This window comes from Bradyrhizobium ferriligni (assembly GCF_056837965.1).
In genome coordinates, this window is the sequence record NZ_JBXEJO010000016.1 from 41,121 (window position 1) to 65,996 (window position 24,876).

At 64.8% G+C, this 24,876-nt stretch carries 26 protein-coding genes; 9 read left to right on the forward strand and 17 right to left on the reverse strand.

Features of this window, described 5'->3' with window-relative positions; genetic code table 11:
- The first annotated feature begins 53 nt into the window (after positions 1-53).
- The 3 genes from AC1VNY_RS11755 to AC1VNY_RS11765 all read left to right on the forward strand — a co-directional run bounded on the left by AC1VNY_RS11755 (position 54) and on the right by AC1VNY_RS11765 (position 2,201).
- Entirely contained in the window at positions 54-644 is a 591-nt protein-coding gene (locus AC1VNY_RS11755; RefSeq protein ID WP_028332037.1) for an ANTAR domain-containing response regulator, read from the forward strand.
- Positions 641-1,798, forward strand: coding sequence for a CmpA/NrtA family ABC transporter substrate-binding protein (locus AC1VNY_RS11760; protein ID WP_482405268.1), 1,158 nt, complete (start codon positions 641-643; stop codon positions 1,796-1,798). Before AC1VNY_RS11755 ends, AC1VNY_RS11760 begins: the two co-directional genes overlap by 4 nt.
- A 250-nt stretch (positions 1,799-2,048) precedes the next feature.
- The gene (locus AC1VNY_RS11765) at positions 2,049-2,201 is read left to right on the forward strand and encodes a hypothetical protein (RefSeq protein ID WP_016844408.1); all 153 of its coding nucleotides are present in this window, start codon (positions 2,049-2,051) and stop codon (positions 2,199-2,201) included.
- Between the two features lie 74 nt (positions 2,202-2,275).
- On the opposite strand, the gene AC1VNY_RS11770 is transcribed toward AC1VNY_RS11765, so the two are convergent.
- The 4 genes from AC1VNY_RS11770 to pxpB all read right to left on the reverse strand — a co-directional run bounded on the left by AC1VNY_RS11770 (position 2,276) and on the right by pxpB (position 5,395).
- On the reverse strand, positions 2,276-2,677 hold the full coding sequence (locus AC1VNY_RS11770; RefSeq protein ID WP_482405269.1) for a hypothetical protein: 402 nt from the start codon (positions 2,675-2,677) through the stop codon (positions 2,276-2,278).
- A gap of 151 nt (positions 2,678-2,828) precedes the next feature.
- Positions 2,829-3,602 (reverse strand): LamB/YcsF family protein, encoded by a 774-nt coding sequence (locus AC1VNY_RS11775; RefSeq protein ID WP_482405270.1) that lies wholly within the window; start codon positions 3,600-3,602, stop codon positions 2,829-2,831.
- Positions 3,603-3,632: 30 nt separating this feature from the next.
- Positions 3,633-4,667: a 5-oxoprolinase subunit C family protein gene (locus AC1VNY_RS11780; RefSeq protein WP_482405271.1), complete on the reverse strand. Its 1,035-nt coding sequence runs from the start codon at positions 4,665-4,667 to the stop codon at positions 3,633-3,635.
- A complete protein-coding gene (gene pxpB, locus AC1VNY_RS11785; protein WP_482405272.1) occupies positions 4,664-5,395 on the reverse strand; it encodes a 5-oxoprolinase subunit PxpB in 732 nt (243 codons plus the stop codon). The genes AC1VNY_RS11780 and pxpB overlap by 4 nt, the downstream gene beginning before the upstream one ends.
- 211 nt (positions 5,396-5,606) lie before the next feature.
- On the opposite strand from pxpB, the gene AC1VNY_RS11790 reads away from it, so the two are divergent.
- Together AC1VNY_RS11790 and AC1VNY_RS11795 are read left to right on the forward strand one after the other, a co-directional pair.
- Positions 5,607-6,305 carry a ribonuclease activity regulator RraA gene (locus tag AC1VNY_RS11790; protein ID WP_076828879.1) on the forward strand — a complete coding sequence of 233 codons (699 nt, stop codon included), beginning with the start codon at positions 5,607-5,609 and terminating at the stop codon, positions 6,303-6,305.
- A gap of 23 nt (positions 6,306-6,328) precedes the next feature.
- Entirely contained in the window at positions 6,329-6,733 is a 405-nt protein-coding gene (locus tag AC1VNY_RS11795; RefSeq protein ID WP_482405273.1) for a (R)-mandelonitrile lyase, read from the forward strand.
- Positions 6,734-6,923: 190 nt separating this feature from the next.
- On the opposite strand, the gene AC1VNY_RS11800 is transcribed toward AC1VNY_RS11795, so the two are convergent.
- The 9 genes from AC1VNY_RS11800 to AC1VNY_RS11840 all read right to left on the reverse strand — a co-directional run bounded on the left by AC1VNY_RS11800 (position 6,924) and on the right by AC1VNY_RS11840 (position 16,415).
- Positions 6,924-7,751: a DUF2147 domain-containing protein gene (locus AC1VNY_RS11800; RefSeq protein WP_482405274.1), complete on the reverse strand. Its 828-nt coding sequence runs from the start codon at positions 7,749-7,751 to the stop codon at positions 6,924-6,926.
- A gap of 171 nt (positions 7,752-7,922) precedes the next feature.
- Positions 7,923-8,696 (reverse strand): transporter substrate-binding domain-containing protein, encoded by a 774-nt coding sequence (locus AC1VNY_RS11805; protein WP_482405275.1) that lies wholly within the window; start codon positions 8,694-8,696, stop codon positions 7,923-7,925.
- 55 nt (positions 8,697-8,751) lie between these two features.
- Positions 8,752-9,411, reverse strand: coding sequence for a hypothetical protein (locus AC1VNY_RS11810; RefSeq protein ID WP_482405276.1), 660 nt, complete (start codon positions 9,409-9,411; stop codon positions 8,752-8,754).
- A gap of 80 nt (positions 9,412-9,491) precedes the next feature.
- Complete coding sequence (locus AC1VNY_RS11815; RefSeq protein ID WP_482405277.1) at positions 9,492-10,916, reverse strand: amidase; 1,425 nt, start codon at positions 10,914-10,916, stop codon at positions 9,492-9,494.
- Positions 10,917-10,984: 68 nt separating this feature from the next.
- Positions 10,985-11,974 (reverse strand): hydroxyacid dehydrogenase, encoded by a 990-nt coding sequence (locus tag AC1VNY_RS11820; protein ID WP_482405278.1) that lies wholly within the window; start codon positions 11,972-11,974, stop codon positions 10,985-10,987.
- Positions 11,975-12,003: 29 nt separating this feature from the next.
- A complete protein-coding gene (locus tag AC1VNY_RS11825) occupies positions 12,004-13,104 on the reverse strand; it encodes an ABC transporter ATP-binding protein (protein ID WP_038386336.1) in 1,101 nt (366 codons plus the stop codon).
- 4 nt (positions 13,105-13,108) lie between these two features.
- Positions 13,109-14,020, reverse strand: a complete 912-nt coding sequence (locus AC1VNY_RS11830) for a carbohydrate ABC transporter permease (RefSeq protein ID WP_016847559.1) — start codon at positions 14,018-14,020, stop codon at positions 13,109-13,111.
- Positions 14,020-14,958 carry a carbohydrate ABC transporter permease gene (locus tag AC1VNY_RS11835; RefSeq protein ID WP_028340672.1) on the reverse strand — a complete coding sequence of 313 codons (939 nt, stop codon included), beginning with the start codon at positions 14,956-14,958 and terminating at the stop codon, positions 14,020-14,022. Before AC1VNY_RS11835 ends, AC1VNY_RS11830 begins: the two co-directional genes overlap by 1 nt.
- 116 nt (positions 14,959-15,074) lie before the next feature.
- Complete coding sequence (locus AC1VNY_RS11840; protein WP_482405279.1) at positions 15,075-16,415, reverse strand: ABC transporter substrate-binding protein; 1,341 nt, start codon at positions 16,413-16,415, stop codon at positions 15,075-15,077.
- A 454-nt stretch (positions 16,416-16,869) separates the two neighbouring features.
- Here AC1VNY_RS11840 and AC1VNY_RS11845 point away from each other — a divergent pair, with 454 nt between their 5' ends.
- Positions 16,870-17,607, forward strand: a complete 738-nt coding sequence (locus AC1VNY_RS11845) for a Spy/CpxP family protein refolding chaperone (RefSeq protein WP_422109863.1) — start codon at positions 16,870-16,872, stop codon at positions 17,605-17,607.
- Positions 17,608-17,912: 305 nt separating this feature from the next.
- On the opposite strand, the gene AC1VNY_RS11850 is transcribed toward AC1VNY_RS11845, so the two are convergent.
- The 3 genes from AC1VNY_RS11850 to AC1VNY_RS11860 are packed head-to-tail and all read right to left on the reverse strand — an operon-like array spanning position 17,913 to position 20,944.
- Positions 17,913-18,314 carry a VOC family protein gene (locus AC1VNY_RS11850; protein ID WP_482405280.1) on the reverse strand — a complete coding sequence of 134 codons (402 nt, stop codon included), beginning with the start codon at positions 18,312-18,314 and terminating at the stop codon, positions 17,913-17,915.
- A gap of 24 nt (positions 18,315-18,338) precedes the next feature.
- Positions 18,339-19,526: an acyl-CoA dehydrogenase family protein gene (locus AC1VNY_RS11855; RefSeq protein ID WP_482405281.1), complete on the reverse strand. Its 1,188-nt coding sequence runs from the start codon at positions 19,524-19,526 to the stop codon at positions 18,339-18,341.
- A gap of 11 nt (positions 19,527-19,537) precedes the next feature.
- Entirely contained in the window at positions 19,538-20,944 is a 1,407-nt protein-coding gene (locus AC1VNY_RS11860; RefSeq protein WP_482405282.1) for an MFS transporter, read from the reverse strand.
- A gap of 263 nt (positions 20,945-21,207) precedes the next feature.
- Here AC1VNY_RS11860 and AC1VNY_RS11865 point away from each other — a divergent pair, with 263 nt between their 5' ends.
- Together AC1VNY_RS11865 and AC1VNY_RS11870 are read left to right on the forward strand one after the other, a co-directional pair.
- The gene (locus AC1VNY_RS11865) at positions 21,208-21,459 is read left to right on the forward strand and encodes a PilZ domain-containing protein (protein ID WP_016845781.1); all 252 of its coding nucleotides are present in this window, start codon (positions 21,208-21,210) and stop codon (positions 21,457-21,459) included.
- Positions 21,460-21,544: 85 nt separating this feature from the next.
- Positions 21,545-22,276, forward strand: a complete 732-nt coding sequence (locus AC1VNY_RS11870; RefSeq protein ID WP_482405283.1) for an adenylate/guanylate cyclase domain-containing protein — start codon at positions 21,545-21,547, stop codon at positions 22,274-22,276.
- Between the two features lie 158 nt (positions 22,277-22,434).
- Here the strand turns inward: AC1VNY_RS11870 and AC1VNY_RS11875 are convergent, their stop codons facing one another.
- Positions 22,435-24,504 carry an ATP-dependent helicase gene (locus AC1VNY_RS11875; protein ID WP_482405284.1) on the reverse strand — a complete coding sequence of 690 codons (2,070 nt, stop codon included), beginning with the start codon at positions 24,502-24,504 and terminating at the stop codon, positions 22,435-22,437.
- Between the two features lie 112 nt (positions 24,505-24,616).
- Here AC1VNY_RS11875 and AC1VNY_RS11880 point away from each other — a divergent pair, with 112 nt between their 5' ends.
- Positions 24,617-24,874 (forward strand): hypothetical protein, encoded by a 258-nt coding sequence (locus AC1VNY_RS11880; RefSeq protein ID WP_018271640.1) that lies wholly within the window; start codon positions 24,617-24,619, stop codon positions 24,872-24,874.
- Positions 24,875-24,876 lie beyond the last annotated feature (2 nt).

Here is a 24,876-nt window from a genome sequence, read left to right on the forward strand (position 1 = left end):
CGGGGCTTCCGGCATGATATGGATGCTGCTTGCCGGGTCCCTAAGAGTCGTCGATGAGCGCTGAGTCGTCTCCCAAGATCGTCATAGTCGACGAGAGCCCGATCCGCGCAGCCATCCTCGAGGAGGGACTGCGGGAGGCCGGCTATACGGACGTGGTCCATATCAGCGAGATGCAGAGCCTGCTCTCGCGGATCTATGCGCTCGACCCCGAGATCATCGTCATCGACCTCGAGAATCCCAGCCGCGACGTGCTGGAACAAATGTTCCAGGTCAGCCGTGCCGTCCGCCGGCCGATCGCGATGTTCGTCGACCAGAGCGACGCTGCCTCGATCCAGGCCTCGGTGGAGGCGGGCGTCTCCGCCTACATCGTCGACGGTCTCAAGAAGGAGCGGATGAAGCCGATCCTCGATCTCTGCGTCTCCCGCTTCAATGCCTTCGCCAAGCTGCAGGACGAGCTCGATCGCACCAAGCATGCGCTGGAGGAGCGCAAGGTGATCGACCGCGCCAAGGGCATCCTGATGAAGGTGAAGGGGCTGACCGAGGAGGAGGCCTACGTGCTGATGCGCTCGACCGCGATGCGCGAGAAAAAGAAGATCGGGGAGATCGCGCAATCGATCCTGACGGCGTCGGAGCTTCTGAAATGACCACACCTTTGCGCATCGGGTTCATTCCGCTGGTCGACGCTGCCGCGCTGATCGTTGCCGTCGACAAGGGATTCGCGGCGGCCGAAGGCCTCGACGTCACGCTGGTGCGGGAAGTGTCGTGGTCGAACGTCCGCGACAAGCTCAATATCGGCTTGTTCGATGCCGCCCATCTGCTGGCGCCGGTGGCGATCGCTTCGAGCCTCGGGCTCGGTCACGTCAAGGTGCCGATCGCGGCGCCCTTCAACCTCGGGCTCAACGGCAATGCCATCACGGTCTCGCCGGCGCTGCACGCCGCGCTGATGGAAGAGCTCGACGGCGACCGCTTCGATCCGATGGCCACCGCACAGGCGCTCGCCCGCGTGGTGGCCAAGCGGCGCAAGAGCGGGGCGGAGCCGCTGACCTTCGGCATGACTTTCCCGTTCTCGACCCACAATTACCAGTTGCGGTTCTGGATGGCCGCCGGCGGCGTCGATCCCGACGAGGACGTCCAGCTCGTGGTGCTGCCGCCGCCCTACATGGTCGACAGCCTCGCCAACGGCCATGTCGACGCGTTCTGCGTCGGCGCGCCCTGGAATTCGATCGCGGTCGATCTCGGCATCGGCCACATCCTGCATTTCGTCTCGGACATCCTGCTCAGCGCGGTGGAAAAAGTGCTGGCAGTGCGGCAGATCTGGTCGGAGAAGCATCCCGACATCGTGGCGGCGCTGGTGCGTGCACATCTGCGCGCCGTGGAGTTCATCGAGCGGCCCGAGAACCGGTCCGAGGTCGCGCGCATCCTGGCGCAGCCCGAGCGGATCGGCGTCGATGCCAGCGTCATCCAGCGCACGCTCGATGGCCACCTGAAGATCTCGCCCGACGGCACCATGCGCGAGAGCAATCGCTATCTGCTGGTCGGGCGCGAGGCCGCGGCGCGGCCTGATCCGGGGCAGGCGGCCTGGCTCTATGCGCAGATGGTTCGCTGGGCCCAGGCGCCGTACCGGCCGGAGGCGCTGAAGACCGCCATGGCCGTGTTCCGGCCCGATCTCTACGACGCCGCATCGGGTCGCCCGGCCGGCGCCTCCAGTGCCATCGGGGCGTTCGCCGGCCCGCCGTTCGACCCGAGCGACGTTCCGGGGCATCTGGCGGCGTTCAAGATCGGGCGCTGGAAGGCCTGAGCGCGACGCAACTCCGCCTCCGGCTACTTTGCATGGGGTTGTTTTCGAGATTTTGGTTAGTGCGGGACTGGTGCGGGTTCCCGACGCCTCGAATTGCAGCGAATAGGATTCTCGGTCGAGCGCGCGAGGAGGAATATTCCTCTCGGAACCGGGTTCCCGAAGGCGGCGGCATCGCTATTTTTGCCGCCCGCTTGAATCCGCCCGCGAACGATATTCCATATGCCCGAGAATGGGGCGTTGGAGATCGACCATGCGCGAGCTATCGGCGGAAGCCCGCCTGCACCTTTACGCGCGAAACATTTCACGGAAGTCCGGGACCGGAATTCACACGGCAGCGCTGTACAGCGCCTTTGCAGTGATCGCGGCCATCGTGTTCGGCACGCTGTCCGTCCACCCGTTCTAGGCGCTTCGGAACATTCAAAAGCCGCTGCCTGATATCCTCAGGCGGCGGCTTTGTGTTGGGTGGATGCTGGCAGCTCAGTAGCCGTAACCGTATCCGTAGCCGCCGCAGGTGTTGCAGGTCGGCTGAACCGGCGCATAATAGGAATAGCCCGGCGAGACCATCTGCACGCGCTCCTGAGTGGCGTATTGCGGCGGGATGCGCTCATAGGCGACGCCTTCGGGCGCGACCATCACCGTCTTCGGCACCATCACGGTGCGATACTGCGCCGGCGTGCGATGCGCGACGACGCGGCCCGGCGCCACCATGACGGTTTCCTGCACCGTGCGATATTGCGGCGGCACGCTCTGCACCTGATAGCAGGTCGTGCACGGCTGCGGCGGCGGCGTATAGCAGCTGTTGCAGCCGGCGGATGCCGCGCTGGTGAAAGCGGCGGTAGCAACCGCGGCGATGGCGAGGGAGAGGCTGGTGCGGAACATGCTTTCGTACCCAATTTCCTAAGAGGACAATCAAAGGCTCGGAAGCTGCACCTAACAATCAAACGGCAAGTTTGGGTTTAAGAAGACTCTTAACGGAATCTAAAAGGGCCGGCGCGGCGGCCGGCCCCTTTTTGATCGATGCGTTCGCGGCTCAGTGCGCGGTCTTGAACGGTGCAACGGTGATGCCCGCCTGCTTCAGCGCCTCGCGCAGGCCGCGCGCAATCTCGACGGCACCGCGCGTGTCGCCGTGGATGCAGACGGTATCGGTCTGCATCTTGATCACCTTGCCGGTGACCGAGACGACCGCGCCGTCCTGCACCATCCGCACCACACGATCGGCGATCGCCTTGGGATCGTGCAGCACCGCGCCGGGCTTCTTGCGCGACACCAGGTTGCCGTCGTCCTCATAGGCGCGGTCGGCGAACACCTCATGCGCCATGCGCAGATTGGCAGCCTCGCCGGCACGCACCAGTTTCGAATTCGCCAGCACCACGAAAATCAGGTTCGGGTCGACCGCCTTGATCGCATGGGCGATCGCCCTTGCAGTCATGTCATCCTCGCAGGCGACGTTGGAAATCGCGCCGTGCGCCTTCACATGGGTGACCTTGTGGCCGGCCGCGGTCGCGATCGCCTGCAGGGCGCCGATCTGATAGGCGATCAGGTTCTCGATCTCCGAGGACGTCAGTCCCGGCATCGGGCGGCGGCCAAAGCCGTGCAGGTCGCGATAGCCGGGATGGGCGCCGACGCTGACGCCGCGCGCCTTCGCGAGCTCGACCGTCTTGCGCATGATGTCGGCATCGCCGGCATGAAAGCCGCAGGCGACGTTGACCGAGGTCGCAAGCTCGATCATCGCGGCATCATTGCCCATTTCCCACGGGCCAAAGCTTTCGCCGAGATCGCAATTGAGGTCGATGGTTGAGGTCATGACGATCGATCCGTCTGTTGTTGTACAGATTCAGGGTAGCGCAACTTGCCAGGTCGACACATCGACGGCGTTGACGGCCTGACCCGCGACATTCGCATCCCGCAGCGCTTCAATGTTGAGGCCAAAATCCTCAATGCCGCGGAGGCGGTCGGGCAGGGAACGCAGCAGCTCGTGGAACTTGATCGCCTCGGCCTGCGCTTCCGCCATCGTCACCGCCTTGAAGCGGAACGGCCGGCCGGCCGAGATCTGCGCGAAGCGGCCGAAATCAGCCGTGATCACGGTCGCAATCTTCGGATAGCCGCCGCTGGTGCCGCGGTCCGGCATCAGCACGATCGGCTGGCCGTTGCCGGGCACCTGGATGCTGCCGTTCACGGTGCCGTCGGAGACGATGTTGTGGCCGTCGAGATGCTTGATGACGGGACCTTCGAGGCGATAGCCCATGCGGTCGCTGGTCGCCGAGATCTTCCACTCGCTGTCGACCAACAGCTTCTTGTTGTCCTCGGCGAACTCGTCGTCCTGCGGGCCGAACACGATGCGGATCGGCGCATCGGTCGCGGTCGGCAATTCGATGCGGCGTTCGGGCGCGCCGCTTGCGGCTTGCGTTTTCAACTCGTCGCCGCTTTGCAGCGGCCGCGGGTAGGGGCTGCCAAGCCCGGCACGGGCGTTGACGGCGAGGCTGCCGAACATCGGCTCGCCTTCGATGCCGTGCTCGATCGCGAGATAGCTGAACGAGCCGCCGCGGGCGAAGCCGAGAGTGAGCGTCTCACCTTCGGCAAGCGTTGCCGAACTGTCGAACGCGACCGGCCGGCCGCCGATATCGGCATTGCGCGACGCACCGGCGAGGGCGACGCGCACCGCGCCGCCGCGCGCGGTGAAGCTGGCGCCGAACGGGCCGATCTCGACCGCGGCGGCGAACAGTTCGTTGCCGACCAGCGCGTTGGCGGCCGCCAGCGAAAGCCGGTCCATCGCGCCGCTCGGCACGAGACCGTAGCGCTGCGAGCCCGGACGACCAGCGTCCTGCACCGAGCTTGCCGGGCCGATCGAGGTGACGACGAGCTTGCTCATGGCGTCACCAGTTCAGCGACGAACTCGCCGGCCTCGGCGGCGCGGTCCTGTTCGGCAAAGGTCTTGGCGTCGACCGCCGTGAAGGTGATGGCGTCGCCCGGCTCCAGCAGGAAGGTCGGATCGCGATGCAACTGGTAGGTCCGCACCGGGGTGCGGCCGAGCAGGTGCCAGCCGCTCGGGCCGGCCAGGCACTGCACGCCGGTCTGGATGCCGCCGATCGAAATGGTGCCGGCCGGGGTCAGGAGCCGCGGATCCTTGCGCCGGGGCATGTGCAGGAACTTCTCCAGTCCGCTGAGATAGGACCAGCCCGGCGTGAAGCCGATCATGGCGACGCGATAGTCGCCGGCGACATGGCGCGCCACGATCTGGTCGGGCGTGGTTTGGAGCGCCTTCGCGACATCCTCGAGATCGATGCCGTGCTCGCCGCCATAGGTCACCGGGATGCGCCAGCGCCGCGTTCCGGTCTCGGTCGGCGGCGCCTTGGCGGCGCGCGTGAGCAGTTGCGCGCCGAGCGCATCGAAGCTGATCTGGACGGGGTCGTAATGCACCAGCAGCGACCGGTAGGTCGGCACGGTCTCGGTGATGCCGGCGATCGGCTCGGCGGATATCACGCGGTCGAGCGCCAGCACCCGCCGGTTGGCGGCGTCATCGATGGTGCGGCTGAATTCCACCGTGATGGCGCTGTCGCCACTCGGCAAAAGGCGGGGAGGACTTAAGGGTTCTGCCATTGGGTCAAGCGCTGTCGTCAGCCATCAAGCTAGCGTGTTTCGGGATAAAACGGAATTCGCTTCGTGCAAAATGATGCAGCAACTTCAATAAATTAATCGGCATGCCGGCGATAAATTTGGATGATCGCAGCTTTTTCGCGCAGCCCTTGACGCAAGGCCTTTGCCCGGCAACATGCGCCGGTCTTTTCCTCCATCGGAGCACTCTTTCCAGATGTCACTATCCGCCGAAGCGATCGCGACGCTGTCGCACGTGTCCACCGCCACCATCACCACCGTCCTGCTCAAGAAGGGCCTGCGCAACATCTGGATGCGCGGCACCAAGCCGCTGAAGCCGGGGCAGAAGCGGCTGGTCGGACCGGCCTTCACGCTGCGTTTCGTGCCGGCCCGTGAGGATCTGGCGACGCCGGAATCCTGGTCGTCGCCGATCTCGACCCGCACCGCGATCGAGGCGATGCCGGCGGGCTGCATTGCCGTGGTCGATGCCATGGGCATCACCGATGCCGGCATCTTCGGCGACATCCTCTGCGCCCGCATGGCCAAGCGCGGGGTGACGGCGCTGATCACCGACGGCGTGGTGCGCGACGTCGAGGGCGTGCTCGGCACCGGCCTGCCGGTGTGGTGCGACGGCTACGCGGCTCCGCCGTCAGTCGCAGGTCTGACCTTCGTCGGCTGGGGCGAACCGATCGGCTGCGGCGGCGTTGCCGTATTCCCGAATGACGTCGTGGTGGCCGACCAGGACGGCGCGGTGCTGATCCCGCAGGCGTTCCTCGATCACGTGCTGGCCGAGGGGCCGGAGCAGGAACGGATGGAAGCCTGGATCGTCAACGAGGTGAACAATGGCGCCCAGCTGCCCGGCCTGTATCCGATGAATGCCGAGACCAAGGCGCGCTACGCCGCCACCAAGAAATAACGTCAAGAAAGGGAGGTAACCCCATGGATATCCACGTTTCCGGCTCGCGGCCGACCCGCCGCGCGCCGAAGGAGAATTTTACCGGCACCGTGTTGCAGGACCCGATCAACATGGCGCCTGCGCCGGCGCGGCTCAACGCCTCGCGCGTCTCGTTCGAGCCCGGCGCACGCACCGCCTGGCACACCCATCCGCTCGGACAGACACTGTATGTGATCTCCGGCATCGGGCGCGTGCAGGCCAAGGGCGGCCCGATCAGGGAGATCCGTCCCGGCGATGTCGTCTGGATTCCGCCGAACGAGAAGCACTGGCACGGGGCCTCGCCGGACAACAGCATGACCCACATCGCCATGCAGGAGGCGCTCGATGGCGTCTATTCGACCTGGATGGAGCACGTCACCGAAGAGGAATACAACGGCAAGGTCGGCTGAGCAGCCACAGCAGTTCGCAAGATGAGAGCCCCGCTCTTGAGCGGGGCTTTTTCGTATGCGTAGCCCGGATGGAGCGAAGCGCAATCCGGGGCACTTTCGCTCGGTGAAAACCCCGGATTTTGCGGAGCCTGTCATCGGGCGCGCGATCGCGCGACCCGTTGGCTTCACCCGGGCTACGAATTCCGGCCGATTAATTCACCCGCGTCCATGTCTGGCCGCCGCAGAACATGCCGCCGAACGCACAGCCCTGGACGCGCAGCGTGTCCGGGTTCCTCATCGCGATGGTGGAATCGTAGGTGCTGCCGCTGTTCGGATCGAAGATGCGGCCACTCCACCTGTCCTTGCCCGGCTTCATGTTGATCAGAACCTGTTCGCCGTTGGCGTTCGATTTCTTGTCGACGGCGTAGCCGCAGAGATTGGCACCACATTGCTCGATGCGGATCTTGCCTTCCTTCTCTTCGGTGAGCCAGACGCCGAGCGGCGAGTTCGCTGCTTGCACGGGATTGGCAAGTGGCTTGGGCGCCGGAGCGCTCGGCCAGGCGGCACCAACGGTTGGAGCGGTGGTGGGCTTTGCAGCCGGAGCAGCAGTTTGCTGGACGGCTGGCGGCGCCGGCGGCGGCGGTGTGGTCGCTGCGGTAGCTGAAGGCGGCGTGGCCGCAACACCCGTGCCGGCTGGCTCTGTCGTTGTTGCGGCAGGCTCCGGCGGGACGACGGCCGGATCAACGGCCTGCGGAGCAGCCGCCGCGGGCGCGCCGGGCGGCGCGACCTGGGAATCCGTCTTGGTGTCCGTCCTGGCGTCCGTGTTGGCCTCCTTCGGAGCCTTGCGCTTCTGCTCGGTGTCCTCGCGTTTGGCGCGCTTGGTGCCGCGGCCGGTATTGTCGTAGACGCCGGGGATCGAAACCGTGCCGCGATCGGGATCGATGCGAACGGTGCGGCCGCCGTAATCGAATGTGTACTGCGCCTGCGCTGCGGCCGTGCTCGCAAGTACGAGCGTGGCGATCGCCAGAAGCTTTCTCATCTCGATCTCCGATGCGGGGAACTCCGTTCGCAAGGCTATCCGGTGACCGCCTCCTTGAACGTGTCCCAGATCACGGTCAGAACATGAGTCGTATCCTTGCGGCTTAGGTTCAAATCGCTGGATTGCGGTCTGGTTTCAGGCCGCGCGCTTCAAATTATGAGCGTGAAGCAGCTATTCGAACCACGCGGCGTAGATCTTCGCGTAGCTGCCATCTTCGCGCGCGATGTGAAGCCATTGGTCGACGAACGCCTTCAATGCGACGTCGCGCTGCATCCAGTAGGCCTTTTCCGCGAAGTCGAACGGCTTATCGGGATGCACGGCGCACAGCACGCCGGGGTGCAGTTTCTGCTGATAGCGCGTTTCGGACGCATCGGTCATCATCAGATCGGCGTCGCCCTTGGCGATCTCGTCGAAGATCCGGGTGTTGTCGTTGAAGACCCGGATCTCGGCGGTTTTCAAATGGGCGCGCGCGAAGCGCTCATTGGTGCCGCCGGGATTGACGATGACGCGGGTGCCGGGTTTGTCGATCTCGGCGATCGTCTCAAACTTGCCCGTGTCGGCACAGCGCGTGATCGGCGTCTTGCCCTCGCGCATGATTGGCGTGGAGAACAGACCCTTCCTCTGCCGATCGAAGGTGATGGAGACGCCGCCCATCGCAATGTCGAAATCGTCGGCCTCGAAATCCCTGGTCATCTGTGGCCACGATGTCGGCACGAACTCGACCTTGACGCCGAGCGCCTTGCCGAGTGACTGCGCCATGTCGACATCGAAGCCGCGGAAGGCCTTGGTCTCCTTGTCGAGATAGGTGAAGGGCAAGTAGTCGCCGGTCATGCCGACACGCAGGATGCCGCGCTTGACGATCTCATCGAGCCGGGACGGCGCCTGCTGCGCGTGCGCGGCCGACAGAAGCAAAGCGAGGGCGAGGCCGGCCAGCGCGCGAAACATCGAGGTCTTCTCCATCCGCGTTTGATTGCGACGCCCGAAGGGAACGTATCGCGTCTCAGGCCTCGTTGCTGTCCTCGCTCGCCCGAATGACGCTCGCAGTGCGGCTGAGCATCTCGTGCTTGAAATGCTCGAAGCGCCGCCGCGCTTCGGCCTCGCGATCGTCGACGAATTTGATCGCGGCATCCCCGTCCATCGGGCCGTTGACGAGTGGGGTCGATGCCTCGCCGACGGTCTCGTCGACATAATATTGGGCGCCGTCCTGGCGCACCGTCCAGCGGAAGCGCAGCGCGGCCATCGGACCTGGGCCGGACTTCGAATAGCCATTGGCCTCGATCGATTGGGGCGGCGGCTGGATCGGCTCCGGCTCCGGCGCACTGGGCTCGGGTTCACTTAACTCGGCCTCACTCGTCTCAGCCTGTTCGACCGGGGTGGGCTCCTCGATCGCTGCCGGCTCGACCACCGCCGGTTCGGCCGGCGCGACCTCAACGGACACGGTCTTGATGGACACGGTCTCGACGGTAACGATCTCAACGGATGACGGCAGGGGCGGCGGCATCGCTATCGAAACCGGCGGCTCCTCGACAGGTTCGGATGCCTTGTCCGTCGCCTTGTCGGACGACTTGTTCTCGGACGATTTGGACTTCTCGGGAGGGGTCGTCGTCTGATCGAGAATGCTCGCGATTGCGGCGAGCGCATTGTCGGTCGGGTCACTCACGGTTCGATCTCCCAGGCATGGCGCCGGCGGAATCGTGCCGACGCCCTTCCTATCTACCTGATCTGACTACCCTTTGTCAGCTAGGCACAAACCGGCGGACGCCGGTCCTTCCAGGGGCGGACCTGTTCGAGTTGGCCGGCCAGGCGGAACAGCAGTCCTTCCTCGCCGAGCTTGGCCGCGAACATCATGCCGAGCGGCAGACCGGCCTTGTTCCAGGCCAGCGGCACCGACATCGCCGGCTGTCCGGACATGTTGAACATCGAGGTGCCCGGCATGTAGCGGCGCAGCACCGGCGCGATGTGGGTCAGGTCCTCGGACATCGTGTTGAGCTCGCCGAGGCGGAGCGGCGGCGCGCACAGCGTCGGGCTGAGGAAGATGTCGCAACCTTCGAAGAAGGTCGCAAGCGCGCGCGAGATCTGGAATGCCGCAAGCTGCGCGGCGACGTAGTCGGCCGGGTTCATCTTGGTCGCATTCTGGGCGCTCGCGAGCGTCAGCCGCTCGACATCATCCGACGTCAGGGTGCGCCCGACGCGCTGCTCGAGCAGACGGATGGTCAGCGCCGTGTTGCCGCCGACGATCGTCGTCATGACTGCGGCGGGATCGGCCGCAAGCGGCGGCGCGCGCTCCTCGACATGATGGCCGAGGCCCGCCAGCAGCTTCGCCACGTCGCGCACGGCCGCGGCGATCTCGGGATCAATGGCATCGCCATAGGGCGACTTGTCGGTGAAGCTGATGCGCAAATGGCCGGGATCGCGGCCGACTTCCTGCGAGAACGGCCGCTCCGGCGGCGGCGCGACATAGAGGCTCGACGGCTCCGGGCCGTGGATCGCATCCATCATCACCGCGCTGTCGCGGACGCTGATGCTGAGCACATGGCCGACGGAGAAGCCGCCCCAGCCTTCGCCGCGATCGGGTCCGCAGGGGTTGCGGGCGCGCGTCGGCTTCATGCCGAACACGCCGGAAGCGGAGGCGGGGATGCGGATCGACCCGCCGCCGTCGCTGGCATGCGCGACGGGCAGGATGCGGGCCGCGACCGCAGCCCCGGCGCCGCCGGACGAGCCGCCGGAGGAATGGTCGAGATTCCAGGGATTGCGAGTCGGGCCGAACAGGCGGGATTCCGTCGTCGGCATCAGCCCGAATTCCGGGCTCGAGCTCTTGCCGAAAATCGCAAGCCCGGCATCGAGAAAGCGCTGGGCCAGCGTGCCGTTGTGATCGGCGACGAAGTCCTTCAGCAGGCTAGCGCCCGACGTGGTGCGGGTGCCTTCGAGCAGATCGAGGTCCTTCAGCAGGAACGGCACGCCGGTGAAGGGACCGTCAGGCAACCCCTTGGCGATCTGGCGCTCGGCATAGTCGTAATGCTTGACGACGACAGCGTTGATCTTCGGATCGACGGCGGCGGTGCGCGCGATCGCCTCGTCGAGCAGCTCCTTCGGCGTCACGTCCTTGTTGCGGACGAGTTCGGCGAGACCGACCGCATCGCAGTTGCCGAATTCCTTGAAAGCCATGTGGGTACTCCGCATCGCCGGGCCGATCTTTCGGATCGGCCGCGGCGCAAACGAGGAAGGCTGAAAGCTCAGCCGAGGACGTCCTGGTTGATCACATTCTGGCGCAGCGGATTGCCATCCAGCACGCTGAGGATATTGCGTGCGGTCTGCTCGCTCATGCGATCGACGGCCTCGACCGTGACGCCCGCGACGTGCGGCGCCATGATCACGTTGGGCAAAGCGTGCAGGGGCTGGCCGACCGGCGGCGGTTCGACCTCGAACACGTCGAGGCCGGCGCCGGCGAGCTTGCCTGACACCAGCGCGTCGTGCAGCGCCTTCTCGTCGACGATGCCGCCGCGAGCAGTGTTGATGAGATAGGCGGTCGGCTTCATCAGCCGCATCCGCGCGGCATTGAACAGCCCGACCGTTTCGGGATTCTTCGGGCAGTGGATGGTGACGAAGTCCGCCCGCGGCAGCGCCGCTTCGAGGCTCGACACGGCCTCGCAGCCGGCCGCGGTGATCTCGCTGGCGGGCTTGTAGGGATCGTAGACCAGCACGTTCATTTCCATGGCGAGGCAGCGCTTGGCGGTGCGGGAGCCGATGCGGCCGAAGCCCACGATCAGCACGGTCTTGCCGTAGAGGTCGAACGGCAGCACGCCGAGCCGGCTCGCCCAGGTGCCATCCTTGACCATCGTGTGCATTTCCTGCGCGCGCTTGGCCAGCGTCAGCATCATGAACAAGGCTTGTTCGGCGACCGACGGCGAGTTCGCGGTGCCTGCGACCATCAGCGGTACCTTGCGGCGCGACAGCGCCGGAACATCGACGGCGTCATAGCCGACGCCGATCCGGGTCACCACCATCATGCCCTTGGACGCCTCCAGCTCCGCCTCGCCGAAGCGGGTTGCGCCGAGCGCCACGCCATGGACCGGCGCATGCTGCTCGAGCATGGTCTGAAAGTCCTTGGCGGAGATCAGGTTGGGAAATTCGATGAGTTCGACGTCGTCCCGCTCGTTGAGGAGCATCCGTGCCCCCGGCGACAGAGTCTGGGTAATAAAGATCTTCTTCTTGTTGGTGGCCATTTCCTGCCCTTGAGGTTTCTTGTGCGCCGTCAAAGGACGGCGCCGGTCACCTCGTTTAGCAAATGCATATTGTTGAGGTCCACAGCCAATCGGAGCGGGCTGCCATCCTGCGCACCGGCATTGGGATTGACCCGGCCGCAGACCTGAGTGCCCTCGAGCGTGAAATAGACCAAGGTCTCCATCCCCATCGGCTCGGTGACGTCGAGCGTCGCGTCGAACGGCTCGATGCCCGGTTCGGCATGCGGCCGCGCCTCCATGACGTGCTCGGGCCGGATGCCCAGCAACAGCTTGTCGGTCCGGGAGAGAGCCTGGTAGCGGGCGGCGCGTGCCGGCGGCAGTGTGAAAGCGAGGCGGTCGGTCAGCCGCACGTTGAGCTTGCCTGCGGTGTCCTCGAGCCGACAGGGCACGAAGTTCATCGCGGGCGAGCCGATGAAGCTTGCGACGAACCGGGTCGCCGGCTTGTGGTAGAGCTCGTTGGGCGTGCCGATCTGCTCGATCCTGCCGTGGTTCATCACCACCACGCGGTCGGCGAGCGTCATCGCCTCGACCTGGTCGTGGGTGACGTAGACGGTCGTGGTGCGGACCTTCTGATGCACCTTCTTGATCTCGATCCGCATCTGCACGCGCAGCTTGGCGTCGAGGTTGGACAGCGGCTCGTCGAACAGGAACACCTTCGGATTGCGCACGATCGCCCGTCCCATCGCGACGCGCTGGCGCTGGCCGCCGGAGAGCTGCTTCGGCTTGCGGTCGATCAGGTCGGTGATGTCGAGCATGCGGGCGGCCTCGGTGACCCGGCTCTTGATCTCGGCCTTGGGATAGTGCTTCAGCCGCAGACCGAACGACATGTTCTCGGCAACGGTCATATGCGGATAGAGCGCATAGTTCTGGAACACCATCGCGATGTCGCGGTCCTTTGGCGGCACGTCGTTGACGACGTCGCCGCCGATCATGATGTCGCCGTCGGAAATGTCCTCGAGGCCGGCGATCATCCGCAGCGTCGTCGACTTGCCGCAGCCGCTCGGCCCGACCAGCACCACGAACTCATGGTCGGCGATATCAAGGTCGATGCCGCGCACCGCCTCGACCTCATCGTAACGCTTCACAACCTTCCGCAAACTGACGTCAGCCATAAGTTCAACCCTTTGTCGCACCGGCGGTCAGGCCGGCAATGTAGTAGTCCATCAGGAAGGCGTAGATGATCAGCGGCGGCGCGGCGCCGAGCAGGGCGCCGGTCATGATCTGTCCCCAGTTGAAGACGTCACCCTTGATCAGGGTCGTGATGATGCCGACCGGCAGCACCAGCTGATCGGTCGATGTCGTGAACACCAGCGGATAGAGGAACTGAGCCCAGGAGACGGTGAAGGCAAAGATCGTGGCCGCGATCAGGCCGGGCAGGGCGACCGGGATGAAGATCCGGGTCAGCGTCTGGAACCAGCTCGCGCCGTCGATGATCGCCGCCTCGTCGAGCTCCTTCGGGATCGAGGCGAAATAGCCGATCATGATCCATGTGCAGAACGGCACCGTCAGCGTCGGGTAGATGAAGAGCAGGACGTACCAGCGATTGACCAGCTGGATGCCGGTCCAGTCGCCGAACACGGCGAACATCTTGAACAGCGGAATGAACAGCAGGCTGTCCGGAATGAGATAGGTGAGGAACACGCCGGTCGCGAGCGTCGCAGAGCCCCAGAATTTCATCCGCGCCAGCGCAAAGGCCGCCGGCACGCTGATCAGCATCGTGATGGTGACCACGATGATCGAGACCCAGGCCGAGTTCCAGAAGAAGCGCAGGAACTGGTTCGAGGTCAGGAGCTCGATGTAGTTGCTGAGTGTCGGGTGATAGACCCACCACGGATTGGTCGCGGCCGAGATCTCGGCGCTGCTCTTCAGCGACGTGATCAGCATGTAGATCGGCGGCGTCAGCGAGAAGATCGCAAACAGCACCAGGAAGAAATAGGACCAGCGTAGCGCCCAGGCGCGGTCGCGGCTCATGCTGCCGTACTTGACCTTGCGGGTCGGTCCGGACTTGTCGATCGTCAGCGAGCTCATCAGGCTTCGTTCCCGCGTTTGGTGATGTCGCGCAGGATGAAGATCGCCGCGACCGCGAGGATCGGCACCATGAACAGCGAAACGCTGGCGCCGAGCGGCACATCGCTGCCCTCGATGCCGACGCGGAACGCCCAGGTGGCGAAGATATGGGTGTGGTCGAGCGGGCCGCCCGCGGTCAGGATGCGCACGATGTCGAAATTGGCGAAGGTCACGATCAGCGAGAACAGCGTCGTGATCGCGATGATGTTCCGCATCATCGGCAGGGTCACGTACCAGATCCGCTGCCACCAATTGGCGCCGTCGATCGCGGCCGCCTCATAAAGCTGGTCGGGTACCGATTTCAACGCCGCCAGATACATGATCATGAAGAATGGCGCGCCGTACCAGACGTTGACCAGGATCACCGAGAAGCGCGCCCACATCGCATCGCCGGTCCACGGGATCGGCCCGATCCCGAAGAAGGAAAGCGTGTAGTTGAAGGCGCTGTAGGAGGGGTCGAACAGCCAGAGCCACGCCAGCGTGCTCATCGCCGGCGGGATCACCCACGGCACCAGCAGCATGCCGCGCCACTTGCGCTGCTTGTTGGCGGGTACGTTGTGCACGAAATGCGCGACGATGAAGCCGATCAGGGCTTTGAAGATCACCGCCGAGATCGCGAAAATGCAGGATTGCTTGACCACCAGCCAGAAGGTGTCGCGCTTGAACAGGAACTCGAAATTGCCGAACCCGACGAACTTCGTCATCGCCTTGTTCAGCGTCGCAAGGTGCAAGGAGTAGAGGGCCGGGTAGAGCACCAGGATCGCGATCAGAAGGATCAGCGGCAACGTCATCAGGAACGCGGCCATCGACTTGCGCCGCAGCGCGTTGCGCAGGCCGACGCGCCTTCGTCCCGTCTGGGCAGCGGCTGCGCGGTTGGATTGGAATGCGACATCAACCATAACGCAGGTCCCTCGCGCGGGTTGGTTGCACAGCTCGCCGGTCCGACGGCTGGGATGTGAAGACGGGACCTCGCGCGGCCAACATTACGGGTGGTCGCGCGAGACCTCGCTTGTCGTCAGCTTCGCATGAAACCTTCGCACTCGCCCTCGGCCCAGGCGAGTGTCTTTTCCATGCTTTCACCCTGGTGGTACCGCAGGCACATCTTGGTCAGCGTGGCCTGGAAGTAGATCTGCTGCGCGATCTTGGGCGGCGCGGGCGAGGCTGCAATCGACAGCGTCTGGTGCTTGTAGGGGTTCGGATAGTGGTAGAGCGTCCCCTTTGGCGGCGCTTGCTCCGCCCAGACCTTCAAGGTCGTGAGCTTTTCGTAGGCCGGCAGGTCATAGCCACCGCTTGCGACCACCATCTTCTCGATCGATGCGGGTTGCGACAGGTGGGACAGCAGGCTCTTGGCCGCCTCCTTGTTCTTCGAGAACGACCAGATCGACCAGAAGAAAGGCAGATAGGGCGCGAAGCGTCCCTTCGGCCCGGCCGGGAACCCGTGCGTCCAGCACTGCTCCGCGACTTGCGGAGCGTCGCGCTTGGCGACCGCCCACGCGCTCGGCGGATTCAGGATCATCGCGCCCTTGCCGGCGACCAGCCACTTGTTGTTGGAGGCGTCGTCCCATGCCGCCACATCAGGCGGCAGGAAGGCGAGCAGCTTCTTGTAGTAATCGAGGGCCTGGCGCACCGCGTCGGTCTTGACGGTGAGGTTGCCCTTCGCATCGACCAGCTGCGCGCCGAACGACTGGAAGATCGCGCCGGCGGTGTCGACGCTGTCGCTGGTTTCGCCGAGGCCGATACCGAACGGGAATCCGGCCTTGTGGCAGGCTTCAGCCGCCTTGAGGAACGTATCGAGGGTCCAGTTATCGGCTTTCGGCTCGCTTCCGACCGGATACATCTCCTGCACGTCGATGTTGGCGTGTTTCTTCATCAGGTCGATGCGCGAGCAGGGACCCTTGATCTGGCTGCCGACGCTGGCGGGAACGCCGAGCCATTTGCCGCCGGCCTGGCCGAGATATTTCACCGTGCCATTGACGTCGCCGTTCAGCTTGAGGAGCGGATCCATGATGTCGTTGACCGGCTCGAGCAGCTCGGCGTTGGCCTGCGGCCACCATGTCGGCATCTGGAAAATATCGTGACCGGATTTCGCCTGCGCCTCGGCGGCGATGGTGACGATGTTCTTGTTGCCCTGGCTGGTGATGTAGTCGATCTGGACCTCGACTTTCTCCTTGGCAGCCCATTCATTGACCAGCTCGGTGGACGCACTGTTCGCGCCGGGCACCCAGTGATCCCAGAAGCCCATCGAGAGCTTTCCGGCTGCGTAGGCGCCACGCACGTAGGGGGCTGTAACCAGCGCGGCCGATGACAGCGCTGTCGCTGCGACGAATTCTCGGCGCGAGAGCTTCTTCCGTGACATGGCATTCCCTCCCTGGTAGCCAACGGACAAAAGACTTTTTTGAATCCCGTTGTTGTTTTTGTGCGTCGCGTTTGCGCGACGTCGCGGGATTGCGTTGACACCGATCAGAACAGAATTGCCGGCATCTGTCGAGAAACGAGATGCTGATGCCACGTAGAACTAACGTTGTGGTCAAATAGCAGGCAGTGTCGTTCGCATCATTGCAGTTGCCGGCGGTTTGCCGCGCGTCTTGCGATCATGCTGCGATGCACGCGGAGGATGACGCAGACAAGGTCGCAGACGGTGCGCGGTTGAGCCGCAGCTTTCCGGTCAAGCCTCGGCGAACTCTGTTCCGCCATGGTGATGCCCGGCGCGGCCGATAGACTTGCCGAAGCCGGAGACGTTAAGGTCCGGATTCGTCGAACCTACCCCCGCATCAATTCCGCAATCCACCACCGATCACGGAGACCCGATCATGCTCATCCCGGTAGCGAAGCTGCGAGCGCAATGGAGATTGTGCGCCGCGGTTGGGGCCGCCACCGTCACGTTGCTCGCAGTGCCTCATATGGTCGATGCGCAGATCGTGCAGGGCGTCGAAAAGGGCGCGCGCGAGGGCAACAAGGCCGCCGGGCCGGTCGGCGGCGTTCTCGGCGGAGCGATCGGCGGCGTTGTCGGAGTGGTGACCGGCGTAACCGGGGTGTTGACCGGCAACAATGGCAATAACGCCACCGGCAGCGGCAAGAACGCACAGGCCCCGGCGGCCGGCGCCAAGGCCTCCAAGTCGGCCAAGGCCGCCGCCAAGGACAAAGGCGCAAAGCAAGCGCCGACCGTGCTGACCCAGGCCGGCGCGCCGCAGCTGACGGCCGAACAGATCGTCGCCAACAGCGACGCCAACATCGAACGGATCAAGAAGGAGCTCAACCTGACGCCGGAGCAGGAGAAGAATTGGGCCGGCTTCAACAGTGCGATGCACTATCTCGGCCACAACGGAGCCGACCGCCTCAACCTGCGCATCGCGCGGGCGCAGCGCGATCCACCGGATGACATCATCGAGCAGATGCGCAACGAGGCTCAGTTCCTCAATGACCGGGCGGTCGATCAGCGCGGCGTTGCCGACGCCGCCGAGCCGCTGTTTGCCAGCCTCGACGACAAGCAGAAACAAATCTTCATCAACGAAATGGTCCGCCTGAGCCACGAACGCGGGCTTGACTGAGGAAATCTCGCCGGCCAAGTGGGGACGAATAGCCGGGCCACCAAGCCCTGGGGTAGGTTAAAGGCGCAGCACCCGGCTATTCTGCCGCAGCGGCGCGGCCCGGTTAATTCGTCATTCAATGTTGAAGAAAAGCGGACCGGATCACGCCCGAGTGATGGCCGAGTCAGGGCCTTGTCGGGAACCATCCACAGCGCCTGAGGCCAGCGTGGATTGAGCCGTCAATGACCGGGACATCGGCGCGCAAAAGCGGCGATGTCCTTCGGACGACTTTGCCCGGCAATCAGCGATCCGCAAAACGCCGGCGCTTAGCCCTTCGGGAAGTTCAGCTCCACACCGACGCCGTCCGGATCGTAGAGGAAGATCTGGGTGTCGCCGGTGCGCGGCACGATCTGTTCGCGGAAGGTGACGTTCTTCGACTGCAGGCGCTTGCGCACGGCCTCGACGTCGCTGGCGGCAAAGGCGATATGGTCGAGGCGGCCGGTGTCCTCATATTTCTTCTCGGTGCCGCGCACCACGATGCCGTCGCGCGGCTTGCGGGTGCCCATCAGATGGACTGTGGCCTGGCCGCCGGAATAGAGCCAGTAGCCGGGGAAATCGAGCGGCGGCCGTTCGCCGTTCTCGAGCCCGAGCACATCGCAATAGAACGCCTTGGTCCTCTCCAGATCCTGCGGCTCGATGGTGTAATGCTGTAGTCCACCCAATGGCATGGTTCTTCTCCTTGAGAAATCGGGTTAAACGAAGCTGAGGTCGGCCTCGACGCCCAGCATCCAGGCGCCGACGGTCTCGAAATGACTGAAGCGGCCCTGCAATTGCTGGGTCACGGTGTGGATGTCGCGGAAGCGCCGCTCCAGCGGATGGCCGTCGAAGATCGCGGTGGCGCCGGCGGCGTTGTAGGCGAAATCGACGGCCTCCCGCGCCTTGTGGATGGCGTGCGTGGCCGCCATCCGGATTGTCATGCGCTGGGCGACCGTGATGCTGTGGCCGGCAACCAGATCCTTCCAGATGTCGGCCATCGACTGCAGCAGGAAGGCGCGGGCGGCGCGCAGATTGACCTCGGCCTGGGCGAGGCCGGACTGCACCACGGCATTGTCCCGCAGCGTCTTCTTCATGCCGCGCGGCACCTTGTTGCGGGCGACGTCGACGAAATTGTCGAGCGCGCTGCGGGCAATGCCGCAGGCGACCCCGGCAAAGCCGATCTGGTAGCAGGTGTGGTTGCTCATCCGGTACAGCGGGCCGTGCTCGCGGCACTCGCGGTCGAATTCGCGGGTGATCGAATGGTCCGCGCGGACGAAGAAGTCGTCGAGCGCGAACTGGTCGCTGGCGGTGCCGCGCAATCCGACCGTGTTCCAGATGTCGGTCCACGCGACGTCCTGGGTCCGCACCAGCATGGTGCGCTCGACCTGCTCGCCATTGGCATCCCGGCGCGGCGAGCCGTCCGCAGCATAGACCGGGCAGTGCGCGCCGAGCCAGGTGGCGTGCCGCCCGCCCGAGGCAAACGACCAGACCCCGGTGACGCGATAGCCGCCCTCGCACTCGATCGCCTTGACCTTCGGGCCGGGGCCCCAGGCGAGCACGGCACGCGGGTCGGCAAACACCTCCTGCGCGACCGGCAGGTCGAGATAGGCCGCCGACATCGCGCAGCCGCCGGCCTGGCTCAGGCACCACGCCGTCGAGGCATCCGCCTTGGCGATGGTCTCGATGGCATGGAAGAAGGTGACGGGATCGGTCTCGATCCCGTTGCTTGAACGCGGCAGCAACAGGCGGAACAGCCGCGCCTCATGCAGCCGGTCGAGCAGGTCGGGCGGCAGGCGGCGCGTCGTTTCGATATCGTTGGAGGCGGCCGCCACCGCGTCCCTGATCGCCTCGGCGCGGGCGATCACGTCGCGATCACCGATAAGGTCCGCAGCAGTCACATTCATGTTCGCCTCCCTCAGGCGCGCCGGATCGTTGCGGAGGCCGCGACGTCAGCCGTCGCGTTGAGCTCCTTGTCGATCTGCTCGATCGACTTGCCTCTGGTCTCGAGCCCGAAGAACAAATAGACAGCCCCCGCCATCAGGAACCAGCAGCCGAGATAGACAAAGGCGGTCGGGATCTGGGTCAGTGGCACGTCAGGCTTGAGGTAGTTGCTCGAACCGACGATCAGCGCCAGCCCGACCGGCCCGATGATCTTGCCGATGCCGCCGAAGCCATAGGCCGAGCCCATGCCGGTGGTGCGCAGATGCGACGGCCAGACCTCCGCCGCGTAGGGCCCGACGATCGCAAAGCCGCCATCGGCGAAGAAGAAGGCGGCGGCCAGCAGCAGCCAGAACGCCGACATGCCGAACAAAGTCGCGTCGTAATGGTAGCCGGCAATGATGGTCAGCGCGCCGGCGCCGAAGCCGAGCAGGCCGCCGGCAACACGCCGTCCGAGCAGCTCCGAGAACCAGGAGAACGAGATGCGGCCGAGGAAGCCGGTGATGCTGAGCAGGATCATCATCTTGGCGGCTTCCTGCGGCGTCACCTTCAGCAGCAGCACGAACAGCGCGGGGGCCCATAGCGTGATGCCGTAGACGCCGGTCTGCGCGCCGGCATTGCCGAGCCAGGAGACGATTAGGCTGCGCGGATATTTGAAGAGGTCGAACCAGCTCGTCGTGACGATAGGACCGGCGTCGGCTGCGCTCGGCAATGGCAGTTCGGAGGGCTGAACCTGCAGCGCCCAGGCCAGCGACTTGCGGGCTTCGTCATAGCGTCCTTGCCGGCACAGCCAGCGCGGCGACTCCGGGACCCAGATCCGAACCAGCAGCACCAGGACCGACGGCAGCACGCCGATCGCAAACAACAGCCGCCACTGATCGGTTCCCATGACGGCTCCCAGCACCGCGCCGAGGCCGACGCCCAGCGGGATCACGCAGGTGACGAGGCCGCCGACCCAGCCGCGCTTGTGCGAGGGCATGAACTCCTGCACCAGCGGCAGGTCGACACAATAAAGACCGCCGACGCCGGTGCCGACGAAGAAGCGCAGGATCGCCAGATAGACCCAGCCGTTATCGGGTGTGAAATAGAGCAGGCCGGTCGCGATCGAGAAGTTCAGCACGGTGCCGATGAAGACGATGCGTCGCCCGATCCGGTCGGCGAGCCAGCCCCAGAGATAGGCGCCGATGATGGCGCCGATGCCGGAACTCATCAGCACGGTGGCCGACTGGCCAAAGGTGAGTTTCCACGGTCCGATCAGGAACGCGAGCACGAAGCCGATCAGGAAGTAGTCGAAGAATTCCAGCGCATCGCCGATGATGGCCGCCGCAAGGATCTTGATCTGGTTGCCGGTCAGAGTCGTCCGGCGATCGAGAATCTCGAACATGGCGCGTTTCCCCATGGCGCCTGTTCATTATTTCTCGAGCGTGCGTCGCGCCAGCGCATCGCCCATAGGATGAGGCTATCCTCGCGCCTGCACGAACGACAAGCCGCGCCGACGCGGGGCTCATCTGCACTGGCGCGATAAGCGGTTCGGCTTACTGCTGCGCACAAATGGTGGTGCGAAAGCCCGATGGGGGCTGCCGGAGCCGTTGACTCCTGCAATGCCGATCGCCCACGTTTACGTGAAGAAGGCGGGGAGCAGGTTGGGTGGACGAAAAGCGCAAGCATCCGCGAACCGAGGTCAATGAACCCGGCTATGTCTCGTCGGGCGGTTCGGTCATGCATTGCACGATCGTGAACATCTCGCCGGAAGGGGCAGCCATTGAGGTCGAGAATCCGGCCTTCGTCCCGCACAGATTCCGCCTGGTGATGGCCCGCGACGCCTCTGTCGTTTATGAGTGCCAGGTGATCTGGAGCAAGAAGACGCGAATTGGAGTGAGTTTCGTGGCGACCGCCTGAGCGCGGCAATCTCGATTGGGGACGCCCATGAACCAGCGTGCCAAGGCGGTCGGGTTTCGTTGCTGGAACATCAGGTGATCTGCCGATGACTCCGGAACCTGCAACGATCTGCCTTGGCTGCTGGCAAAACCTGCATATGCCGATCCCGTTGCGCGGTCCCTTGTCGGCGCCGTTCCGTCTGTTCGGCGTCCGTCCGAGCCGGATGAACCCGAATGTGTGCACGATCTGCGAGATGGCCTTCTCGAAGATCATGAAAGCGCGCGCCGTGACGATCGACGCCACCATCCTGTTCGCCGATCTGCGCGGCTACACCACGCTGACGCAGACCATCGCGCAGGACGGGCTGACCTCGCTGCTCGATGCGTTCTACGACGACTGCGCCGCCGCGATCTGGCGCTATGACGGCATCCTCAACAAGACCATCGGCGACGCCGTGTTCGCGATCTTCAATTTCCCGGTGCGGCGCGGCGATCATGCCGTGCAGGCCTTGCTCGCGGCGCGCCAGATCCAGCGTAGTTTTCGCGACAGGCACGACGCGCTGGTGCGGGCGATCGGCGCCGGCGACATCGAGATCGGCATCGGAATCGGGATGGATAGCGGTGACACCAACTTCGGTGAGTTCGGCCAGGCGCACCGCGACCTGACGGCAGTCGGCACGGTGGTCAATCGCGCGGCACGCGCGCAGGCGGCCGCCAAGTCAGGCGAGATTCTAGTGACGACGGCGGTGCGGGATCGAACCCGCGACATGATCACGGCAGCCGGTGCCGACTACACCCTGAAGGGCTTCGGCGAACCCGTCACCTTGTTTCCTGCCTGAATTGGCTTTCGCGTGAATTGACGCGGCGCAAAAAAGACGGCTCCAGCGTGCAACTGCGCGCCGAAGCCGTCGGGGATGGTCGTTTGCCGATTACGAACGCCGCCTCAACGCGCGGTCGGCGGCTCTGTTCCAGCCCGATGAAAGTCTTCGAACCGGCGTCAGCGCCACATGCCGCGCATCCGGGCGCCGATGTCGATCGGCGGCGCGCGGTTGGCCGAGGACGCCTGCGCGGTCGCGGCGCGCGGCCAGGTGGTGCGCTCGAACATCGGCAGCAATCGTTCCGGGATGAAGCGGGTGCGCGAGGCGTACATGTGGCGGTCGCCCTTGGCGGCCTGGCCGTGGACGAAGAAGCGCTGCGGCACCAGCAGATGCAGGTCGTCCTTGGCGCGGGTCATCGCGACATAGAGCAGGCGGCGCTCCTCCTCGAGCTCGGCCGATGTGCCGGCGCCGAGGTCGGAGGGCATGCAGCCGTCGACGACATTGAGCACATGGACGGATTTCCATTCCTGCCCCTTGGCGGAATGGATCGTCGACAGGATCAGATAATCCTCATCGAGCAGCGGCACGCCAGCCTGGTCGCTGGTCGCATCGGGTGGATCGAGCGTGAGTTCGGTGAGGAAACGTTCGCGTGACGGGTAGCCGGCGGCGATCTGCTCGAGTTGGATGAGATCGGCGCGGCGCACCTCGCTGTCCTCGTGGATGCGATCGAGATGCGGCTCGTACCAGAGGCGGGCGCGTTCGATGTCGACGGGCCATTCCGAGTAGCGGAGGTTCTCGATGGCCTCCACGAACAGCCGCCAGTCCGCACCGGCGCGGGGCGGAGCGGGCAGTGCAACGAGCGCAGCAATCGGATCGGCGGCCTCGGTCATGCGGTCGAGCACCCGCTGTGCCGAGGCCGGTCCGACGCCGGGCAACAGATGCAGGATGCGAAAACCTGCGACGCGGTCGCGTGGATTGGCGGCGAAACGCAGCAGCGCCAGCATGTCCTTGACATGCGCGGCGTCGAGGAATTTGAGGCCGCCGAATTTCACGAACGGAATGTTGCGACGGGTCAGTTCGACCTCCAGCGGTCCGCTGTGCGAGGAGGTGCGGAACAGCACCGCCTGGTGCTTCAGCAGGGTGCCTTCCTCGCGATTGGCCAGCACCTGCTCGACGATGTAACGGGCCTGATCGGCCTCGTCGCGGATCGTGACGAGTAGCGGCTTGCGCGTCGAGGTCCGGTCGGTCCACAGGTTCTTGGTGAAGCGTTCCTTGGCGAGCGAGATCACGCCATTGGCGGCCGACAGGATCGGCTGCGTCGAGCGATAGTTGCGGTCGAGCGTGACGATCTCGGCGGCCGGGCTGAACTGGGCCGGGAAGTCGAGGATGTTGCGCACGGTGGCGGCGCGGAACGAATAGATCGACTGCGCGTCGTCGCCGACCACGGTGAGCCCGCGTCCCGCGGGCTTGAGTGCGAGCAGGATCGAGGACTGCAGGCGGTTGGTGTCCTGATATTCGTCGACCATCACATGATCGAAGCGGCCGCCGATCTCCTCGGCCAGCGCGGTGTCCGTCACCATCTGCGCCCAGTAGAGCAGGAGGTCGTCGTAATCGAGCACGTTCTGCCGCTGCTTGGCTTCGACATAGGCCCCGAACAGCTGTTTCAATTCACTGGCCCAGCCGGAGCACCACGGGAAGAACTGGCCGAGCACGGCCTCGATCGGCATCTCCGCGTTCACGCAGCGCGAATAAATCGCAAGGCAGGTGCCCTTGGTGGGGAACCGGCTTTCGGTGCGGGAAAAACCGAGATCGTGGCGGACCAGATTGATCAGGTCCGCGGAATCCTCACGGTCATGGATCGTGAAGGCCGGGTCGAGGCCGATACGCTCGGCGAATTCGCTGAGCAGCCGCGCGCCGATGCCGTGGAACGTGCCGGCCCAGCCCAGTGCGTCGGTCATGACCGAGGCGCGATCGCCGAGCACGCGGCGCGCAATGCGCTCGACGCGGCCGGCCATCTCGGCGGCGGCGCGCCGCGAAAAGGTCATCAACAGGATGCGGCGCGGATCGGCGCCAGCGACGATCAGATGCGCGACGCGATGGGCGAGCGTGTTGGTCTTGCCGGACCCCGCGCCCGCGATCACCAACAGCGGCGCGCCGACGATGCAATCCTTGCCGACCCCGTGCTCGACAGCGCGGCGCTGCTCGGCATTGAGCGCATCAAGATAGGCTGTGTTGACAAGATCAGTCACGAATCACCCCCACGAAACGCTAACAGACATTGCGATTCATTGGGGCCGACGCACCGAGGCGGACGCAGAGAAATTAGATTGACATTAACGTGGCGCGGCGCACAACCCCGCCATGGGTGACGTATCCAAATCCGACACGCCGCTGAAGGCGACGTTCAAGGTGCGGCTGAACGGCGAGACGGTGACGCTCGCGACCGTCGGCCAGGCCTATCGCTTCATCAGCAATCTCAGCGCCGTCGAATGGATGGAGTTCCGCTCGCTGCATGACGAGGCGCTGGTTGCGCTCGAGAGAGCGGCCGGGAACGCCATGCTGACGGTGCAAGCGACCAACGCGTTGCGGATGCTGTTCGTCCGCGCGAAATTGCTTTGAAA

Excerpts from the sequence above, each read along its gene's own strand:
- AC1VNY_RS11755 (WP_028332037.1), top strand. The coding sequence starts at position 54 with ATGAGCGCTGAGTCGTCTCCCAAGATCGTCATAGTCGACGAGAGCCCG.
- AC1VNY_RS11760 (WP_482405268.1), top strand. The coding sequence starts at position 641 with ATGACCACACCTTTGCGCATCGGGTTCATTCCGCTGGTCGACGCTGCC.
- AC1VNY_RS11765 (WP_016844408.1), top strand. The coding sequence starts at position 2,049 with ATGCGCGAGCTATCGGCGGAAGCCCGCCTGCACCTTTACGCGCGAAAC.
- AC1VNY_RS11770 (WP_482405269.1), bottom strand. The coding sequence starts at position 2,677 with ATGTTCCGCACCAGCCTCTCCCTCGCCATCGCCGCGGTTGCTACCGCC.
- AC1VNY_RS11775 (WP_482405270.1), bottom strand. The coding sequence starts at position 3,602 with ATGACCTCAACCATCGACCTCAATTGCGATCTCGGCGAAAGCTTTGGC.
- AC1VNY_RS11780 (WP_482405271.1), bottom strand. The coding sequence starts at position 4,667 with ATGAGCAAGCTCGTCGTCACCTCGATCGGCCCGGCAAGCTCGGTGCAG.
- pxpB (WP_482405272.1), bottom strand. The coding sequence starts at position 5,395 with ATGGCAGAACCCTTAAGTCCTCCCCGCCTTTTGCCGAGTGGCGACAGC.
- AC1VNY_RS11790 (WP_076828879.1), top strand. The coding sequence starts at position 5,607 with ATGTCACTATCCGCCGAAGCGATCGCGACGCTGTCGCACGTGTCCACC.
- AC1VNY_RS11795 (WP_482405273.1), top strand. The coding sequence starts at position 6,329 with ATGGATATCCACGTTTCCGGCTCGCGGCCGACCCGCCGCGCGCCGAAG.
- AC1VNY_RS11800 (WP_482405274.1), bottom strand. The coding sequence starts at position 7,751 with ATGAGAAAGCTTCTGGCGATCGCCACGCTCGTACTTGCGAGCACGGCC.
- AC1VNY_RS11805 (WP_482405275.1), bottom strand. The coding sequence starts at position 8,696 with ATGTTTCGCGCGCTGGCCGGCCTCGCCCTCGCTTTGCTTCTGTCGGCC.
- AC1VNY_RS11815 (WP_482405277.1), bottom strand. The coding sequence starts at position 10,916 with ATGGCTTTCAAGGAATTCGGCAACTGCGATGCGGTCGGTCTCGCCGAA.
- AC1VNY_RS11820 (WP_482405278.1), bottom strand. The coding sequence starts at position 11,974 with ATGGCCACCAACAAGAAGAAGATCTTTATTACCCAGACTCTGTCGCCG.
- AC1VNY_RS11825 (WP_038386336.1), bottom strand. The coding sequence starts at position 13,104 with ATGGCTGACGTCAGTTTGCGGAAGGTTGTGAAGCGTTACGATGAGGTC.
- AC1VNY_RS11830 (WP_016847559.1), bottom strand. The coding sequence starts at position 14,020 with ATGAGCTCGCTGACGATCGACAAGTCCGGACCGACCCGCAAGGTCAAG.
- AC1VNY_RS11835 (WP_028340672.1), bottom strand. The coding sequence starts at position 14,958 with ATGGTTGATGTCGCATTCCAATCCAACCGCGCAGCCGCTGCCCAGACG.
- AC1VNY_RS11840 (WP_482405279.1), bottom strand. The coding sequence starts at position 16,415 with ATGTCACGGAAGAAGCTCTCGCGCCGAGAATTCGTCGCAGCGACAGCG.
- AC1VNY_RS11845 (WP_422109863.1), top strand. The coding sequence starts at position 16,870 with ATGCTCATCCCGGTAGCGAAGCTGCGAGCGCAATGGAGATTGTGCGCC.
- AC1VNY_RS11850 (WP_482405280.1), bottom strand. The coding sequence starts at position 18,314 with ATGCCATTGGGTGGACTACAGCATTACACCATCGAGCCGCAGGATCTG.
- AC1VNY_RS11855 (WP_482405281.1), bottom strand. The coding sequence starts at position 19,526 with ATGAATGTGACTGCTGCGGACCTTATCGGTGATCGCGACGTGATCGCC.
- AC1VNY_RS11860 (WP_482405282.1), bottom strand. The coding sequence starts at position 20,944 with ATGTTCGAGATTCTCGATCGCCGGACGACTCTGACCGGCAACCAGATC.
- AC1VNY_RS11870 (WP_482405283.1), top strand. The coding sequence starts at position 21,545 with ATGACTCCGGAACCTGCAACGATCTGCCTTGGCTGCTGGCAAAACCTG.
- AC1VNY_RS11880 (WP_018271640.1), top strand. The coding sequence starts at position 24,617 with ATGGGTGACGTATCCAAATCCGACACGCCGCTGAAGGCGACGTTCAAG.